This is a genomic window from Bacteroides sp. AM44-19, from assembly GCF_003603395.1.
Lineage (GTDB): Bacteria > Bacteroidota > Bacteroidia > Bacteroidales > Bacteroidaceae > Bacteroides > Bacteroides uniformis.
Genome location: NZ_QTNB01000004.1, coordinates 61,187 through 78,314 on the forward strand (window position 1 = coordinate 61,187; position 17,128 = coordinate 78,314).

Sequence of the window (17,128 nt, forward strand, 5' to 3'; positions counted from 1 at the left end):
AAGTTGAGAAAAAAAACGGCAGACTCCAAACTATATATACTGTAAATAATAACTCCCTTAAATAAAAAGCCTTGTAACCCACAGGCAAGAACAACAAAGGGACGCTGCATCACGCGGCGTCCCTTCTATTTTAGTTAGTTTTTATAAGATTTTGAGAGAATTGAAACTTCACAGCCTCAAGTTGTTTTAATAAAGCACACTAACTATTATTATGTTTAAAGCAAATGAAAATGTTATTTTAAAAGCAAATGAAAATATCTATTCCTTGATTTCCAGCTCCTTGTTCACCCGGCGCAGGCTGTCCATCACCTGCTTCTCATGAGACACGGGCACATCTCCCGAAAGAGCTACCGACGGTGCGGAAATCTGTTTACCGATAGTATCGGTTGCGGCTACTTCCTCTACATCCGAAAAGAATGAATGCTGCATCACATTTCCCAGCGAAAGAACCACTGCCACTACTGCGGCGGCTTTGAACAGCGGCATGAAGCGTGCGGCCAGTGTCAGGCGCTTTGCCTTGACCACCGGAACTTCCACTTCGGCAAGCACCCGGGCATCAAAATCCTCACCCAGATGCACTTCCTGCTGAAGCTGCTGATATACGAACAAATCCTTGTAGCGAAGCAAGTGCTTGGGCACATCGCTTCCGCTAAAGAAAGCACGCAATTCAGCCTCATCTTCCAAAGAAGTTTCGCACTGCCAGTAGCGCTCCAAGAGTTGTTCTATATATTTAGAGTCCATAACCTTCTATATCAATAAACGTTTGTTTCACTTTTTGCCGCGCCCTGAAGAGGTTCACTTTTACCTGCTCCTCGGTCAAGTTCAGGACTGCTGCTATTTCTTTATAGCTTTTACCTTCCACATCCCTAAGCTGCATAATCAGCCGCTGCTTTTCGGGAAGTCTGTTCATCAGCCGGTGTATCAACGCCATCCGTTCCTTGTTCACCAGCTTTTCGTAAGGGCTCGATGCATCGGAGACCTGCTCCATTTCGGGGAGCAGCTCCACGGTACGGGAGTCTTTTCGCTCGCTACGGTCTATCGCCAGATTTCTTGCCACAGTCAAGCAATAGGCCTCAATAGAACCGAATTGCGACCACTCGTCACGCTTGTTCCAAACCCTTATCAGCGTTTCCTGCACAACATCCTCTGCCTCTGCCCTATCGAACGTAATTCTCAGGGCTAACCGAAAGAGCTTATCCTTCAGCGGGAGAATGTCATTACGAAAGCTGAGTTCTTGCATCTCTAATAAATTGACGGTTAAGTATTCAGAAAGTTACAGCCTATTGCCGTTTTTTTTTGAATTATTTTCGGATACGGGTTCCACTGTTCCCGTTGATGGCTGATGCTAAAGTGATTACGACTTCGGACACACCCGCATTCAACGCCTCGAAAGAGTTCTCCAATTTTGGAATCATGCCACCTTGAATCACTCCATCGGCTACATATTGCTTAAATTCCTCCGGCGTTATCTGTGGAATCACGCTGTCATCATCGTCTTCGCTGCGCAGCACACCCTTCTTTTCAAAGCAGAACACCAAAGTTACATCGAACAAACCTGCCAAAGCCTTGGCGGTCTCTCCGGCAATAGTGTCGGCATTCGTATTCAGCATGTGCCCGTCTCCATCGTGTGTCAACGGAGCCATCACGGGAACCACACCCTTATGAATGAGGTCTGCCAAGAAAGCATCATTCACCTGCTTCACATCGCCCACAAACCCATAATCCACCTCCTTCACGGGACGCTTTACCGAACGGATTACATCCATATCGGCTCCCGTCAAGCCCAGTGCATTGACACCACGCGCCTGCAAGCCGGCAACGATATTCTTATTCACCAGTCCGCCATACACCATGGTCACCACCTTCAGCGTTTCGGCATCAGTGATGCGGCGGCCATTCACCATTTTACTTTCAATACCCAGTTGGGCAGCGAGCTTCGTGGCCGAGCGTCCGCCTCCGTGTACCAAGACCTTGTAGCCTTCGATGGCTGCAAAGTCATCCAATAACTTATAGAGGGTGGCTTCCTCTTCTACAATCTTGCCACCCACCTTTATTACAGTCAGTTTCTCCATTTTATTCCAAATAAGTATATCCGTACAGTCCGGAACGGTAATTAGACAAGAATTCCTTCCCTTCTTCCACAGAGATACGCCCTTCCTTGACGGACTGCGTCACCCAAGTTTCCAGCGTACGTACCAGTTTTTTAGGATTATATTGCACGTAGTCCAACACCTCAGCCACCGTCTCGCCGTCAATCAGTTGGTCGATGGTGTAGCCTTTGGAATTGACAGACACATGCACGGCATTCGTATCACCAAACAGATTGTGCATATCTCCCAGAATCTCTTGATAAGCTCCGACCAGAAAAACCGCCAGATAGTAGTGTTCCTTGTCGCGCAACGAGTGCAGCGGCAGGGTGGTCGTATCGGCACGCGAGCTGACGAAATTGGCAATTTTGCCGTCCGAGTCGCAAGTCATATCCTGCAAGGTAGCCTCGCGGTCGGGTCTTTCATCCAGCCGTTGTATGGGCATGATGGGGAACATCTGGTCGATGGCCCAGGAATCGGGCAATGACTGGAACAGCGAGAAGTTACAGAAATACTTGTCGGCAAGCAGCTTGCTCAACTTGCGGAATTCCTCGGGGCAGTGCTTCATGCCGCTGGCAATGGAGTTGATTTCGCGGCAGATACTCCAGTAGAGTTTCTCTATTTGTGCACGCGTATTCAGGTCGACGATGCCATGGCTGAAAAGGTCGAGTGCCTCTTCGCGTATCTGCTGCGCATCGTGCCAAGGTTCCAGCATACTGCGCTGGCTCAGATTATCCCAGATGTCATACAGTTCCTTCACCAGTTCGTGAGCATCCTCTCCCGGTTCCCAGTCGTCCTCCATTTCGGGCAGGGAAGCCGTTTCCAGCACTTCGAAGATAAGCACGGAGTGATGGGCAGTCAGGCTGCGTCCCGTTTCGGTAATGATATTGGGATGAGGGAACCCGTGTTTGTCGGCAACATCGACGAAAGTCGACACCACATCGTTGACATATTCCTGGATGGAATAGTTGACGGAGCTTTCGCTACTTGAAGAGCGTGTACCGTCATAATCCACTCCCATACCGCCACCGGTATCCACGAATTCGATGTTGAAGCCCATCTTGTTCAGCTGCACAAAGAATTGCGAAGCTTCACGCAAAGCATTCTTGATGCGGCGTATCTTGGTTATCTGACTGCCGATATGGAAATGTATCAGCTTCAGACAGTCCTTCATATCTTTTTTCTCCAAGAAGTCCAGCGCTTCGAGCAGTTCACTGGATGTCAGTCCGAACTTGCTGGCATCTCCTCCGCTTTCTTCCCATTTGCCACTTCCACTGGAAGCCAATTTAATGCGAATGCCGATATTAGGTTTCACCTTCAATTGCTTCGCCATCTTGGCAATAAGATTCAACTCATTAAGTTTCTCTACAACAAGAAAAATGCGTTTGCCCATTTTCTGTGCCAACAGTGCCAGTTCAATGAAGCTCTCGTCCTTATATCCGTTACAAACCACGAGGGAACCCGGGTCTGTATTGACCCCTATCACAGCATGCAACTCCGGCTTTGAACCCGCTTCCAGCCCCAGATTGAACTTCTTCCCATGGTTAATCATCTCTTCTACCACGGGACGCATCTGATTCACTTTAATGGGATAGATAATAAAGTTCTCTCCTTTATACCCGTACTCGTCGGCTGCCTGTCTGAAGCAGCAGGACACCTTCTCGATGCGGTTGTCCAGAATATCGGGAAAACGCACCAATACCGGAGCCGCTACATCGCGCAACTGCAACTCGTCCACCAACTCTTTTAAATCGACGGCAACCCCATCCTTACGCGGTGTCACCACAACATGACCTTTGTCATTGATACCAAAGTACGAAGTGCCCCAACCAGTTACGTTGTACAGCTCTTCTGAATCTTCAATACGCCATTTTCTCATCAGTACATTTACTATTAGACTATTTACAATTTACTATTTTCCCACTATAGTGTGTCTTATAAAGGGGGCGACAAAAATACACATAAATCTAATATATCCAGCTCCTCGGACTGAAAAATACACATTTACAAGGGATTAAAGTCCTAAAAGTTGGCGTAACCGTTGCACGGATTCGCTAATCTGGCTGCGGCTTTCCAGATAACCGGCATCAAAGCGATAACGGGCCTGCGAGTAGAAAGGCTCACGCTTATCCAGCGCCTCCACAATGAAGGTGCGCAAATCTTCGTCCGTCTTGCCTTGCAGGATGGGGCGTTGCTGCTTCGCCACCCGGAGCCGGCGGAACAGAATATCGGGGTGTACATCCAGAAACACCGTCTGCCCGCAACCGTTCATATACTCCATATTGTCAAAAAAACAAGGAGTACCGCCACCGGTAGAGACCACGACATCCTCAAATTCCCCTACTTCATGCAGCATGTTTCGCTCCAATTCACGAAAAGAGGCTTCTCCCCGCTCGGTGAACAATTCACGGATTGATTTGTGAAAACGTTCTTCGATGTACCAGTCCAAATCAATGAACGGCACATTCATTTCGCGGGCAAAAGCCTTTCCTAAAGTAGTTTTACCGGCTCCCATGTAGCCGGTCAAGAAAATACGTATCATATCTGCTACGAGTTACAGGTTTCCTGCAAAGGTAGCAATTCCAAGCTGAAAACGCCTCTGTATCAGAGAAAAATTTTGATACGCTTGCTTAAATCTTCGAATTCCTTTTCTCCCGGTTCACCGGTGGGTGTACCGAAGGGCATCTGTGCAATCATCATCCAGTCGTCGGGCAGGTTCCAGGTGCGACGTACCTCGTCGTCAATCAAGGGGTTATAATGTTGCAGGGAGGCTCCCAACCCCATATCTTCCAGCATAGTCCAGATGGCAAACTGGTGCATAGCGGAGGTGTGCTGTGACCAAGTGGGGAAATTATCCTTATAGGAAGGGAATGCTTCCTGCAGCTTCTTGACTACAGAAGTATCTTCAAAATAGAGCACAGTACCGTGTCCGCTGGCAAAACAGCCGTCAATCTTGGCTTCCGTCTTGGCAAAAGCCTCGGCAGAGATGCGTGCTTTCAGGGTTTCCTTCACGATGTTCCACAATTTTTTATGTTCGTCGCCCAGCAACAATACAATTCTTGTAGACTGTGAATTGAAAGCTGACGGCACATTCTTTACGGCTTCACGAATAATGTGTACTATTTCTTCATCCAGTACTGGCGAATCGCTGCCGATAGAGTAATAACTACGGCGATGCGCCATGGCTTCTGCAAATGTTCTCTTCATTTTTTGTCCTTTCTTTTTTTATTGAGTCTTCTCTTCTTTATTTTATATCCGCCATACAAAGAAACAAATGAAAGAGTTAAGTTGTTCGGATTTTCTTTTTTACCTTTGTCCGCAGTTATGAAGAAAGAAAAATATTACGTCGTATGGGCGGGAGTCAGCCCGGGTATCTACACTTCCTGGACAGACTGCCAACTACAGACCAAAGGTTACGAAGGAGCGAAATACAAGTCGTTCGAATCACGCGAGGAAGCGGAAAAAGCCTTTGCCTCTTCGCCGTACGCGTACATCAAACGGTCGGCTCCCTCTCCTGCCAAGACTACTCCCGGCACCGACGCTCCCCTCCCCACCGCCGTCGCGGAAAACAGCCTTGCCGTAGACGCGGCTTGCAGCGGAAACCCCGGTGCCATGGAGTACCGGGGAGTACACGTCGCCAGCCGTCAGGAAATCTTCCACTTCGGGCCGATGTACGGAACCAACAATATCGGCGAGTTCCTTGCCATTGTCCACGGACTTGCCTTGTTGAAACAGAAAGGTTTCGACATGCCCATCTACAGTGACAGCGTGAACGCCATCAACTGGATAAAACAGAAAAAATGCAAGACCAAACTGCCGCGCGACGCCAAGACCGAAGAGCTTTTCCGCCTGATAGAACGTGCGGAGAAGTGGTTGCGCGAAAACACCTACACCACCCGCATCCTAAAATGGGAGACAAAGCAATGGGGGGAAATTCCGGCCGACTTCGGAAGGAAGTAAAAAAACGCGGGCACCCCGGATTCTTCATCCGGTTGTGCCCGCGTCAAGAAAATGATGCGGCCGAGCTTATGAATGAATAGCCGCCATCATGTTTTATTTGCTATACGATGCCTTCACGAAAGGAGCATCAAGCAAGTAGTCAAGACTCTGCTTCACACTCTCTTCTACGGGGCAGCTGTATTTCTCAATCTCAGCTACGATGTGGCGCACGCCAGCAGTATCCGTATTCTTGAAGATAGCATCATAACCTACCATACCACTCTGCCCAATCTCGCGGTGATCCTTGATATGGAGCATGGTGAAGCGTCCGGGATACTTGTTGAAGTAATCCACCGGGCTGTTCTGGCCGCGCACTACCCAGTAAACGTCCATCTGGAAGAATACATATTCGGGATTGGTGTGTTGCAGCATGTAGTCCAGCATCAGCTCCTTGTCTTCCACTTTCTGGAATTCATGGGCATGATTGTGGTAACCGTATTTCAAACCGGCAGCCTGGCAGCGCTTGCCCACTTCATTGTAATAGTCGCAGTAGGTCTGCAAGTCTTTCAATGTCTTGGGAACGGAGAGATACGGAGTCACGATATACTCCATACCGGCCTCCTTATGGGCAGCAATGCACTGATCCCACCATTTCAAGGCTTCCGTAAAGTCGCCCGAAGCCAGTTCCTCGTCCGACAACCCGTGGGTAGTGTGCGAAGAAAGCACGGTCATACCGCTCTTTTCCACCATCTGTTTGAACTCCTGGGGAGTCTTGCCGTAGAACTTACCGTCATTGTAGTTGGCGGCCTCCACACTGGTATAGCCCATATCAGCCAAATCCTTCAGAATCTGGTCGAGGTTACTGCCGTCCTTCACCAAGTCTCTTACAGAATAGAGCTGGATGGCTACTTCCTTTTTCGTCGTTTCCGGCGCCGTTTCCGTGCTGTGGCTGCTGCAGCTTGTGGCCATCATGGATAAGCACAGTGCCGACAAAATCATCATATGTTTGATTCTCATAGTACTATCTTTTTAGAAGGAATTAGTCGAGAACCTTTACACGGATGTTGCGGTACCAAACATCGTCGCCATGATCCTGCACACCGATAAAGCCTTCGTGGTTTTCGCCGCCACAGTTGTTCAACAGTTCGAAAGCCAAGGGCCACTTCTCTTCGCTGAACTTGCTTGCCTGCAACATTTCAGTCCATTGCTTAGTCCACAAGTGATATTCCAGTACGTTTTCATCGTTCTGTCCGTGAACTACAGTACCTTTGTATACCATAATCTTTGCCTTGTTCCATTCGCCGAAAGGTTTGGCGTTCTGCGGAACAGCCGGTATCATGTCGTACAAGGAAGCAGCCTGACGGTTGTTGTCCTTACCCAGTTTGGCATCCGGATGATTGGCGTTATCCAGCACCTGGAACTCGGGAGCAGAGATATAGATGGGTTCCAACACTTCGTTGCCGTCCTTGTCCTTTGAAGTAACTTCCTGAGCCAGATAGAAGATACCGGAGTTACCACCTTTGGAAATCTTCCATTCCAGTTCCAGCTCAAAGTTCTTGAACTTATGGGCGAAAATCAAGTCACCGCCCTCACCGGTCTGTCCTTCGCCGGTACCGGTTCCACAGAATTTGAGGCAACCATCCTCAATAATCCATCTGGAAGGCACTTTGTCCTTACCGTATCCACGCCATCCGTCCAGGCTCTTTCCATCAAAGATAGTGATATAACCGTCCGCATCAATCGGCAGGTTCAAGCTGTCCGTTTCAGGCGCTTTCAGAGACTTGGAATAAGACACCGCAGTAGTAGTAGGAGCTGCAGCTTCCTCCGTAGCGTTCGATTTCTTTGCACCGCCACCGCAAGAGGCGAGCATACCTCCGATAAGGCAACAAGCCAAAGAATAATATATTTTCTTCATAATCTGAAAAATTAAATGATTAGTATTCGTTTATGAGCATCGGAACCTGGTTCCGATACTCTTTTTAATGTTTATCTGGGCATATCGGGCAACTTCCAGCCTTCACGGTAGTTATGCTTGATGAGCTCTTCTGCAAAAGCTTTGGCATTTACCGGATCTGTCCATGTCTTGTCGAAGCTTGGATGGCCGTTGTGTATCTTGAAGCCGTCCTTGATGACTGTACGCAATGTCTCGTCGTCGCCAATATTGGTAAAGCGCATGTTGGCTCCGTCCCATTCCAGTGTCTTGTTCAGGCCCTGCAGACGGATAGCCAATACACCCATTGCCACCATTTCGTTCATCGGTCCTGCTTCGGAGAAGTCAGACTTAGGCATTACGCGGCTGGAAGGACTTTCCTTACAAGCACGTACCCAGTCCATCTCATGACCGCCATTCATAGCCTTCGGCACACGGCGGCAAACCTTCGGTGCATTGGGCACACGACCAGAAAGTAACCACGGGTTCTGTCCGTAGCAACCGCAAATCAGCGTATCCTTCGTTCCGTGGAAGATAGTCAGACCGCCACCGCTCTGCATCAGTTGCTTTCCTTCGGGGAAGCCTTTCGGACGGTCGGGCATCATGCCGCCATCATACCAGTGAACTTCCACTTCGGGCATAGCCACCTTCGGCATATTTTCACGTGCGGGGAAAGTCAGCTTCACGTGCTGTGCTTGCGGAGCGCAGGCATTGAGCAACAATGTAGACGAACCTTCTACCTTGGTAGGATACAACAACTTCAAAGCTCTGAACGGCTGGTGCAGGATGTGACAAGCCATATCGCCCAAAGCACCCGTACCATAATCCCACCATCCGCGCCAGTTCCAGGGATGATAGATTTCGTTATACGGATTCATCTTGGCAGGACCGGTGAACAAATCCCAGTTCAGAGTTTTGGGAATGCGGTCTTCCTTCTCGGGAACATTCAATCCTTGCGGCCAGATGGGACGGTCGGTAGCACATTCCACCTTTGTCACGTCACCGATTTCGCCGTTCCATATCCACTCGCACACCAAGTCGGTACCTTCGTCCGAAGAACCCTGGTTACCCATCTGAGTAACTACTCCCGTAGAAGCGGCCAGGCGAGTAAGCAGACGGGACTCGTATACGGAGTGCGTCAACGGTTTCTGGCAATATACATGTTTGCCCATCGTCATGGCATCAGCAGTGATGATGGCATGTGTATGGTCGGCCGTAGCGATGATAACGGCATCGATGTCCTTGCCCATCTCATCGTACATCTTACGATAATCCCAATACTTCTTCGCATTGGGAAGCTCATCGAACACACCTTTCGCGTAGCGCCAGTCTACGTCACACAGCGCCACGATATTTTCCGTAGCCTTCACATGATTAATGTTAGTGTGTCCCATACCACCGATACCTACGGCAGCAATGTTCAAACGGTCACTGGGAGGTACGTGTCCGTGACTCTTACCCAAAATGCTGCTTGGAGCAATGGTAAGACCCGCCAAAGCTAAACCTCCGGTCTTAAGAAACTCTCTTCTTGTAAATTTCGACATGGTTCTTTAGATTTTAAAATCGGTTAATATAATTAAGTTTTAAAACACTTCTTATTACAATAGGCATCAGACTACCGTCTTCTTCGGACGGAGCAGTCCGTAACCTTCCTTCATATGCCTCCGGCGCTCCCTGATTTCCGCCAGCGTCTGCAAGTCGCCTATGCCGGGCAGGTCGTGACGGCGCGCATCCTCCAGGAAGGTCCATCCGTATTGGGAAGCAATGGCCGAGTCTCGCATCTGCGGCAATCTCGGATCACGTTTCCCGCTCTCGATGGAGTCGGCCATAATATTGCATAGCTTATCCAGGTTCTTCCCGCCAAAGGGCTTCTCCAGGCGAAGCGTACGGTTCACGCCGTGAAGCTCCACCACGGCAGTCCGGAAATCATGCGTCATGCGCACGATACCTTTTGTACCGATAATGTCCGTATATGCATTATGAGTCTGGTTTCTGGAGAGTTGTCCGTAGACGAATCCTTGTGTGACATCGAAGGCGATGCCGTTCTCGAACGTACCGTGGCACTGTACCCACCAAGGGTCCTTATAGTCCCACATCCGCATGCCTTGCGCATGCCAGGTCTTGTATTCACTGTCGGCATACCAGCGGGCAATGTCTATGTAGTGCATGCCGCAGTCGTGGTAGGCGGGACCCTCATATTCGTGTCCCTCGCCCGGCGCCAATCCCGGAGTCATGTGGCAGATGCGCAAGATGGCCAGTTCGCCAATTTCGCCTTCATCGATAAACTGCTTCATAGCCTGGTGATACCAGGAGTTGCGCAGATAAAGGTTGACAGCAGCAATGCGGTCATACTTTTCAATCAGGTCCACAATTTCCCATTCCTTGTCAATGGTATCGGCAATGGGTTTCTCCGTCAGGATGTGCTTATGGCTTCGGACAGCTTTCTCTATTTGTTCTTTTCTGGAATTTGCCAATGCAAAAAGACCAACAGCTTCTACACTCTGGTCGTCAAAGATTTCTTGTTCATCAGATATGATTCTGGATGAAGGGGAAAGGTTTCTTGCCAATTCTCGGGAGTCCGGATCGGTATCGCAGATATATGCGATGTCCCATCGACCGCTTTTTTGCATTTCCTCCCAATACATTTGCCCCATTCTACCGAACCCTATCAAACCAACTTTTATTTTCATGGTAGGCGAATATTAAATATTTACAGTTATAGTATTATCGGGGTCAATTGAATTACATGATTAAGAGTACTTGGACTGATAGTCATAGTAGCTGTCGTCGTAGACGTTGGATATAATTTTTTCATGATATTTGCAATGTTTATGTATGTGTTCTTTGCAAAAATAGGATAATTAGTGATAGAATGGAAGCAAGCAGATATTAAAAAAGCGTAAAAGGTAAAAGAACACTCTTTATTCATCATCGCCTAACAGCCGTGAAACACTCTGCCGGCAGCCGTCAACACCCACCTGCATCATAGATTCTGCGTAAGAAATATAGAAGAGAAAGAAGAATTAATAGGCTGTTTGCAGGAAATTAACTTCCTATTTAGTCATAACAGCCTAGCACAAGCGGGTGGAAGCAAAGTACGCAGAATTTTATTGCTATGAGAGAGACTGCATATCATTCAGTCTCTTATAATAGCCGTTCTTCTCGAGAAGTTCCTCGTGCTTACCACGTTCCACGATTTCACCTTCATAGAGTACACAAATCTCATCCGCATTCTTGATGGTGGAAAGGCGGTGGGCGATGGCAATCGTGGTACGGGTCTTCATTAGCCGTTCCAGAGCCTCCTGCACCAGTCGTTCGCTTTCGGTATCGAGTGCTGAAGTGGCCTCATCGAGTATCAGGATAGGCGGATTCTTCAAGATGGCACGGGCAATACTGATACGCTGGCGCTGTCCGCCGGAAAGCTTGCCGCCACGGTCGCCAATGTTGGTCTGATAACCGAGTTCGGTCTCCATGATGAAGTCGTGGGCATTGGCAATCTTTGCCGCTTCGACCACCTGCTCCATAGTTGCATTTTCCACACCGAAGGCAATGTTGTTGAAGAAGGTGTCATTGAACAGAATGGCCTCTTGGTTCACGTTTCCTATCAACGCACGCAGGTCGTGGATGCGAAAATTCTTAATATTCACACCGTCAATTGTAATCTCACCCAACTGCACATCGTGATAGCGCGGCAGCAAATCCACCAATGTAGACTTGCCGGAGCCGGACTGACCGACAAGTGCAATGGTTTGTCCTTTGGGCACCATCAGATTGACGTGCTTCAACACTTCGCGCTTGCCGTCGTAACTGAAGGAGAGGTCCTTAAATTCAATCCGGTCATTCATCCCGTGCAGCGGCAACGGGTTTACCGGTTCCTTAATGGGATTCTCGGCTTTCAGTATTTTGTCCACACGTTCCATGGATGCCAGACCCTTTGGAATGTTGTATCCTGCCTTTGCAAAGTCTTTCAACGGATTGATGATACTGTACAGAATCACCATATAGAAGATGAACGTTGATGCTTCCATGGAAGTGCCGTCGCCCAGAATAAGCAGACCACCGAACCACAGTACCAATACAATGAGCAGCGTACCGAGGAATTCACTCATCGGATGTGCCAACGACTGACGGATGGCTACCTTGTTGGTTGCATCACGCAGCTCGTCGCTGCATTGCTTAAAACGGTCCACCATCTTGTCTTCTGCTATAAAAGCCTTGATTATACGCAGTCCGCCAAGCGTCTCTTCCAATTGCGACATGGTATCACTCCATTTTCCTTGGGCTTCCAACGACTTACGCTTCAGTTTCTTGCCGACTTTTCCCATCAGCCAGCCCATACCCGGCAATACCAGGACAGTAAACAGAGTCAGCTGCCAGCTGGTTACAATCAGAGTGGAAAAATAAAGCAGAATCAAGATCGGATTCTTGAGCAGCATATCCAGTGAACTGGTAATGGAGTTCTCAATTTCGCCTACGTCACCGCTCATACGTGCAATGATGTCCCCTTTCCTTTCTTCAGAGAAAAAGCCGAGCGGCAAGTGCATCACTTTGGAATAGACCATCACGCGGATATCGCGTACCACTCCCGTACGAAGGGGAATCATAATGGCAGAAGAGCCGAAATAGCAGGAGGTCTTCAGCATGGTCATGAAAGCAAGGAAGAGCCCCATGAACAGCAATGTCATCTGTGGCCCGTGTGTCTCAATCATCTGAGTGACGTAATAATAGAAATTGTTCACCGCCACTTCCTTCAAGCTACCGCTTCCCCACTCCATGAAGTGATACACTTGGGTGTTCTCCCCTGTCTTGAAAAGGATATTGAGAATAGGAATGAGCAGTGTGAATGAAAAGACATTGAATATAGCGGACAGCACATTGAGCACGATTGCCCAACCGATATATCTCTTGTAAGGCGACACAAAGCGCCGCATCAGTTGTAGGAATTCCTTCATTGCTTGTAGTTAAGTGAATTATGAGGTCGCAAAGATACAAGAAAACGAGGGAATGGAAAAGGGTTTCAGGTTATTTCTGCCTAAATGCCCACATTCTCTACTTTCTTTTGTGTCCTTGCATACTTCTCCAGCACCATGTACACTCATACATTGTCATCTTAATAATAGCCGGCTCATTTATTTTCCATCTTTACTCCTAACTTCCACACAATTTTCTTCAAACTTCAATATGCCCAAGCAATTATATGAGTAAATAATGAAAAAGATGTACCTTTGCACCCGACTTAACTGAGAACTTTGTTCACCACATGAGAAAAGCTATTATCACAACCCTATCTGTCCTAATCGTACTTCTGTCCATTGCTTGCAATACCCGAGTGAACTATAATAAGTACCTGATTGCAATTGACTCGCTCATCGTTCAGCAACCGGACACTGCCCTATCTATGCTCGAAGCATTCCCGACAAACAGCCTGCAGACCCAAGCTGACAGTGCTTATTATGGCCTATTAATGACAGAAGCAAGAGATAAGAACTACATTATCCAAACCAATGATTCCCTGATACAATCGGCCCTGACCTACTACAACGGCACAAACGACATAGAAAAGCGGGCAAGGGCCCATTACTATTCCGGCTGCGTCTACCGGGATTCACAGAGAAGAACAGAATCTATGACTCAATACCTCATAGCAGAGCCCTTGGCTGAAAAAGCAGGAGAAAGACGTCTATTAAGTCTTATCTACCTGAATATAGGTTATCTATACTATTCACAAAACCTAAATACACAAGCCGATTCCAGCTATCAATTGGCACAACAAATAGGTATTCAGCTAAAGGACTCTGTTCTTCAAGCAGAAGTTCTGTCACGACGAGGAGTCATCTGTATGGAAAAAGGAGAAGAATTCTATCCCGAAGCCGAAAAAATGATGTTGAAGGCACTCGCTATCGTCCAAAAACAGTCCAACATACAATTAAAAGAAAATGTGTTCTCCTCACTATGCCAACTATACAACTGGATGGAAAACGGAGAGAAAGCTATAGAATTCGCCAAACAGAATCTTGGCGTACAGAAAGACCGCACAACATGCTACAAAGCTTTCGAACTACTTGGAAGCGCATATTACCTAATATTGCAATATGATTCTGCCCGCCACTACCTACAAAAATCCCTTTTCACAACAGACTATGCCACCAAAGCCGGGGCTTACATGTATCTGGCAGACATAGCCAAAGAGCAAGGAGACTTAGCTACTTCCTTAGAGATGGAACGCAACTACTCTGCCTATTTGGACAGCATGCAGAAGTCCAGACAGCCCGATGCCATTGTCTGCGCAGAACAAGGGATGCCAAGCAACAAGCAAAACATAATCAGCAAACACACCCATTATCGTATCATAGGTATATCAATAATCATATTAACCCTCATTGTAGCTGTAATCATCCTATCCTATAAGAAAAGAAAACAAAAGCCCAATAACCAAACCGAAAAAGAAATGCTGCATAAGGCAGGACTTGTTCTATTCGAACAATCTGAGGTATACAACAAGATGACTCTAATCATCCGCTCTCATAAAGAAAAGGCAGAATCAGAAATAATGCATCAAGGTGACTGGCTACAACTAATTGCAGAAACCAACAAATGTTGGAATAATATTGCCCGGGAACTACAATCAAAATATCACCTGACAGAAGACGAAATCTACTTATGTTGTCTGTACCTGACAAACCTCCCGATAAGCCATTTTTGCCATATATTGAGCTGCGAACGGGATACTATTTACAAAAAGGCAGACCGCATATTAGAAAACAAAATGGGATTTGCACACAAAGAGATATCTCTTAAGGAAGCTTTAAAAAAGAATCTCCAATCATCTTGCCAATCATAACAATCATTAGCAAGTACAACAATTATACAATATTATACGCCATTATACACCGAAATTATACAATATTATACACTTATCCTGCCGTATTAAACCGACCTTTGCGGCATCAATAATCAAAAAAGTGTATAATGATGAAGAATCTATTGTCTATCTTAATTGCGACATTCTTTTTAAGCAATATTGTGACATACGCACAAAAAAAGAACAATCCTTTTACAGAAATCGCCCTAATCCAAGCAAAAAGAAAAAATCCGACTAGTAAAGGAGATACCCCTATATCTCGTAGTATCATTCAAACCGCCAACGCCTACCTATATAATAATACGGTATGTGTCGACTTCAACGAGGTATTACCCACCGTCACCATCCTCCTCATCAATGAATCAACCGGTGAAACTGTCTATTCAGAAACATACGATGCTCCAACAAATATCAGCATCAACCTAGATGAAGAATCATGCGGCAACTACTCCATTCAAATAGAGTCCGATGAAGCATTCCTATATGGCAGCTTCACGCTATAGAAACATCCAACTGACAAGGAAGTGATATATATCACCAATTTATAAAACGAACCGATTGAAAGGACTGAATACGCGTTAAACCAGTCCTTTCAAAAGGCAAACTAAATTAATTTCCAGAATTATGAAGAAAAAACATTTTCTTTTTATTCCCATCATTACAATGGGAATATTCGCCATTAGCTGCACCAACACTTTTGACGAGCAGTTTGTTCAAGAAGACCAACAAATGCCAACAACGAAGTCAATGGGAGATGGTCAATATCAAGTATTAGGCTACGGTTATGATATAACCGGAGAATATCTTGCCAGACAATCCATAAAAAACGAAGTATTAGATATTGCAGGTTTCTATGCGAAAAATCCCCAATTATACAAAGTGGAATATGTAGGTGAAATCAAAGACAACTTTTATGCTGGAGAAGACTACATGAACTATGTAAAAGACATCATCAATAAAACGAATTTTAGTGGTTCGGTTGCTGCAAAAATCAATCCTAAAAAAGATGGGGCAACCAGCACAGACACCTCCAATAAGGAAGTACCCTATAGCCTTTCAGCAAATGTCTCTTTTGACAAAGAATCAAGCAATAAGACTTCCATTACGACCAAAGAGACCTACATTCGGGTCGACCAAATCAAGCAATTAGAACGCTACCAACTTTATGCTGACCCCACAGTTTTGGCCGACTACCTCACTCCATACTTTAAGAGCAGACTTTCTACAGCCTCTCCTGATGCCATTATTGAAGAATTCGGAACACATATTCTTATCGACTTCAATGTAGGTGGACGCCTTTCTATATTCTATAAGTCAACTATCACCGACAATCTAAAAGTAGAGTCTAAAACCAAAATTGCCAAAGGAGGCATCACTGGTGCCATTAAAACGGTTAACCTCTCCTTCTCCGGAAGTTCTACTACAACCGAAGTAGAACAATACCAAAGGAGAAATAGTAACTGGTCATGCAACGTCAACATGTATGGCGGCCAGCACGATGGTCATACAATCACAATAACATCCGACGGAGCAACCAACCACACATTCAATCTTAGCGGATGGCAGCAGTCTGTTGACAAAACGCATTGTGTATTGACAGAAATTAATTTCAATAAGACATACCCCATATACGAATTCATCAAAGACCCTATAAAAAAACAGCAAATTAAAGACGCTGCAGAAAAATACATCAAAAGCAAAATTCGTCCGATTATAGAGGTAAAACCAATGTTTCAAATAAAAAGTCCACACACAAAAGACAACTGGTGGGTTTTTTCACAAGATGACGTAAACTATATAAATCAAGTAAGCGGTGATTATTTAACTGACTTTTTAGGATTTGTATTAGTAGAACCTGCACCCAATACAAAACCAATGCATCGCCTGAAAAGCATACATACCAAAGACACGTGGTATGCTTTCAGTTACGCTGATGTTGAATATGCTAAAAAGAAATGGAATGAACAGTATTATGGAATAGATGGATATGTATATGCTGACGAGCAACCCAATACTGTACCACTGCATCATCTCAAGAGCACACACACAAAAGACACTTGGTACACCAACAGCTATGCGACCGTAGAGTATGCCAAAGCTAAATGGGGTGAACAATATTTCGGAATTGACGGATATATAATCAAACCCTAACCATTCTCCAAGACATAACAGAAACACTATATTAACGTGAATTCGATATGAATCAAAAGAGGTTTTGAACGAAGCTGATGGCTGTGATGGCCGATAGTACAGCTATATCGAATTCACGTATAGTTAATAATACTACTTTATTCATACTGTTTTCAAACC

At 46.2% G+C, this 17,128-nt stretch carries 15 protein-coding genes; 4 read left to right on the plus strand and 11 right to left on the minus strand.

Translation table 11 applies throughout. From position 1 onward, the window contains the following. Window positions 1-258: 258 nt before the first annotated feature. From DW947_RS08360 to DW947_RS08385, 6 genes are all read right to left on the minus strand, one after another. The gene (locus DW947_RS08360) at window positions 259-741 is read right to left on the minus strand and encodes a hypothetical protein (protein WP_009037384.1); all 483 of its coding nucleotides are present in this window, start codon (window positions 739-741) and stop codon (window positions 259-261) included. Continuing rightward, the gene (locus DW947_RS08365) at window positions 731-1,240 is read right to left on the minus strand and encodes an RNA polymerase sigma factor (RefSeq protein WP_117713663.1); all 510 of its coding nucleotides are present in this window, start codon (window positions 1,238-1,240) and stop codon (window positions 731-733) included. Before DW947_RS08365 ends, DW947_RS08360 begins: the two co-directional genes overlap by 11 nt. Before the next feature lie 61 nt (window positions 1,241-1,301). Further along, window positions 1,302-2,072: an acetylglutamate kinase gene (gene argB, locus DW947_RS08370; RefSeq protein ID WP_022401843.1), complete on the minus strand. Its 771-nt coding sequence runs from the start codon at window positions 2,070-2,072 to the stop codon at window positions 1,302-1,304. Between the two features lies 1 nt (window position 2,073). Continuing rightward, on the minus strand, window positions 2,074-3,966 hold the full coding sequence (speA, locus tag DW947_RS08375; RefSeq protein ID WP_117963011.1) for a biosynthetic arginine decarboxylase: 1,893 nt from the start codon (window positions 3,964-3,966) through the stop codon (window positions 2,074-2,076). A gap of 135 nt (window positions 3,967-4,101) precedes the next feature. Beyond that, entirely contained in the window at window positions 4,102-4,629 is a 528-nt protein-coding gene (locus DW947_RS08380; RefSeq protein ID WP_005825881.1) for a shikimate kinase, read from the minus strand. Window positions 4,630-4,691: 62 nt separating this feature from the next. Continuing rightward, window positions 4,692-5,294 (minus strand): nitroreductase family protein, encoded by a 603-nt coding sequence (locus DW947_RS08385; protein ID WP_057087425.1) that lies wholly within the window; start codon window positions 5,292-5,294, stop codon window positions 4,692-4,694. Window positions 5,295-5,411: 117 nt separating this feature from the next. On the opposite strand from DW947_RS08385, the gene DW947_RS08390 reads away from it, so the two are divergent. Continuing rightward, window positions 5,412-6,047 (plus strand): viroplasmin family protein, encoded by a 636-nt coding sequence (locus DW947_RS08390; RefSeq protein ID WP_117588598.1) that lies wholly within the window; start codon window positions 5,412-5,414, stop codon window positions 6,045-6,047. A gap of 93 nt (window positions 6,048-6,140) precedes the next feature. Here the strand turns inward: DW947_RS08390 and DW947_RS08395 are convergent, their stop codons facing one another. The 5 genes from DW947_RS08395 to DW947_RS08415 form a co-directional block, all read right to left on the minus strand. After that, window positions 6,141-7,043 (minus strand): sugar phosphate isomerase/epimerase family protein, encoded by a 903-nt coding sequence (locus tag DW947_RS08395; RefSeq protein ID WP_005825894.1) that lies wholly within the window; start codon window positions 7,041-7,043, stop codon window positions 6,141-6,143. Between the two features lie 22 nt (window positions 7,044-7,065). Continuing rightward, entirely contained in the window at window positions 7,066-7,941 is an 876-nt protein-coding gene (locus tag DW947_RS08400; protein ID WP_005825897.1) for a DUF1080 domain-containing protein, read from the minus strand. 71 nt (window positions 7,942-8,012) lie between these two features. Further along, entirely contained in the window at window positions 8,013-9,500 is a 1,488-nt protein-coding gene (locus tag DW947_RS08405; RefSeq protein ID WP_005825899.1) for a Gfo/Idh/MocA family protein, read from the minus strand. Window positions 9,501-9,566: 66 nt separating this feature from the next. After that, the gene (locus DW947_RS08410; RefSeq protein ID WP_061411042.1) at window positions 9,567-10,646 is read right to left on the minus strand and encodes a Gfo/Idh/MocA family protein; all 1,080 of its coding nucleotides are present in this window, start codon (window positions 10,644-10,646) and stop codon (window positions 9,567-9,569) included. 423 nt (window positions 10,647-11,069) lie between these two features. Next, window positions 11,070-12,908 carry an ABC transporter ATP-binding protein gene (locus DW947_RS08415; protein ID WP_005825904.1) on the minus strand — a complete coding sequence of 613 codons (1,839 nt, stop codon included), beginning with the start codon at window positions 12,906-12,908 and terminating at the stop codon, window positions 11,070-11,072. 308 nt (window positions 12,909-13,216) lie between these two features. Between DW947_RS08415 and DW947_RS08420 the strand changes: the two genes are divergently transcribed. The 3 genes from DW947_RS08420 (at window position 13,217) to DW947_RS08430 (ending at window position 16,969) form a co-directional block, all read left to right on the plus strand. After that, window positions 13,217-14,797, plus strand: coding sequence for a tetratricopeptide repeat protein (locus DW947_RS08420; RefSeq protein ID WP_117963010.1), 1,581 nt, complete (start codon window positions 13,217-13,219; stop codon window positions 14,795-14,797). A 128-nt stretch (window positions 14,798-14,925) separates the two neighbouring features. Then, entirely contained in the window at window positions 14,926-15,321 is a 396-nt protein-coding gene (locus DW947_RS08425) for a DUF3244 domain-containing protein (protein WP_034522885.1), read from the plus strand. Between the two features lie 121 nt (window positions 15,322-15,442). Continuing rightward, the gene (locus tag DW947_RS08430; protein ID WP_005833767.1) at window positions 15,443-16,969 is read left to right on the plus strand and encodes an MAC/perforin domain-containing protein; all 1,527 of its coding nucleotides are present in this window, start codon (window positions 15,443-15,445) and stop codon (window positions 16,967-16,969) included. Window positions 16,970-17,128 lie beyond the last annotated feature (159 nt).